1 protein-coding gene is annotated in these 1295 nt (G+C 39.8%); it reads right to left on the bottom strand.

The genetic code is table 11. The annotated features are described in order from the left end of the window. Positions 1 to 1113: 1113 nt before the first annotated feature. Positions 1114 to 1295, bottom strand: a 182-nt coding sequence (locus tag DD606_RS26250; protein ID WP_219824239.1) for a hypothetical protein, incomplete at its 5' end; no start/stop codon positions are given.

The raw sequence follows: 1295 nt of genomic DNA, 5'->3' as shown, positions 1-1295 counted from the left end.
CTTCTTTGCATTCATCCTCGATGTGCATCCGTACGTCTTCAGTCTTTAGCAGCTTTTGTTAACCGACGTTGATGCAGTTAACATTCTCCCCTTTCGATTCAGTGCCCATCCTCAGACACTGTTGAAAAGTTTCCTTGGAGGCTATGGAAGGTGTTTGATTGGTTGTTGATGGGCTGATCATCTTCATTGGTCGTAGAATTTGTTGATGAGGTTCAATTTGTTGCAGCATCTTCGTTGGTCCAAAGTTGTTTCATGTGAGAGATGATGCTGCATTTTTCCCTTGTAATAGCATAATGATGAGGCTGATGTTTATTTATGAAAAGTATGTACAAGGGAAGTGGGATGATGAGATTCTAAATTAGGGTCTAATACCTGGATGACCAAAGGGAAAAAACCCAATGGGAAAAAGGTGCCTTTGGGATACGCGCATTATTGGAGTACTTATTACCATGGAAAATATTAATAAAGTACTCAAGGGATTATTTGCTCTGATAGATATGGCATTAAAAGGCAGCAAATATGAGAGGGTAGCATGATGAACATTGGTTTTCCTGTTGTAGTCCACTCAAGGTGCATAGATGGAAGCAAAAAAGAGTGTCTAATGCATATGATGGGACATCCTATTTATGCATACACAGAAATGCATGGAAAACAATATGTTGTGCAAGAAGGATTTTGAGGGTTCTTCAGAAAGATGGTGTAGCTATAAAAGCATATGAGCACCCCTTTAAGAATGGTTTTCGTTGACGAGGATATGTGCTCTCATCTTAATGTGCATTGTGTGTGAGTGTTGGACTCTACGACACTCCACCAATTGTAAGTTAATAACCTTTGACTCTTATGCTCATCTCATCCAGCATGAGCGACACGACTTAGATATGCTCAACTCTTCCAGCTTGAGCGTAAGCCTAATAACTACGACTCTTAGCACAGAGTTTAATATGACTTGAAGCTTTGGGACTAATGCTTTGCTCATTTTGTGGCTCAGCAGCCCGACTCTAACTATGCCAAAGAGTGTTTTTTTTGCACCCTGGCAACTTGACTTTTTACATTCTTGTGCTTACTACAAACATTTCTTCAGGTAAAAGTAAGCTTGAATCCTCAAAAAGAGGATTAGTGAAGGACCAAGTTGGCATTGAAGGTTTCTTTTGCCATACCTATTTTATCTTTTTCAAATCTGCATTCGCTTTGGTTGGATTGTCCTTCTTTGACTGTGAAGACTCCATTATCTATTTGATTCTCCAATTGGGCCTGTTGATAGGAGTCTTTGATGTTGTTGTAGGCCTTTGTTGGCT

This window comes from Enterobacter cloacae complex sp. GF14B (assembly GCF_004136805.1).
Taxonomy (GTDB): domain Bacteria; phylum Pseudomonadota; class Gammaproteobacteria; order Enterobacterales; family Enterobacteriaceae; genus Enterobacter; species Enterobacter hormaechei_C.
This window is presented reverse-complemented; position numbering and strand designations above follow the sequence as displayed.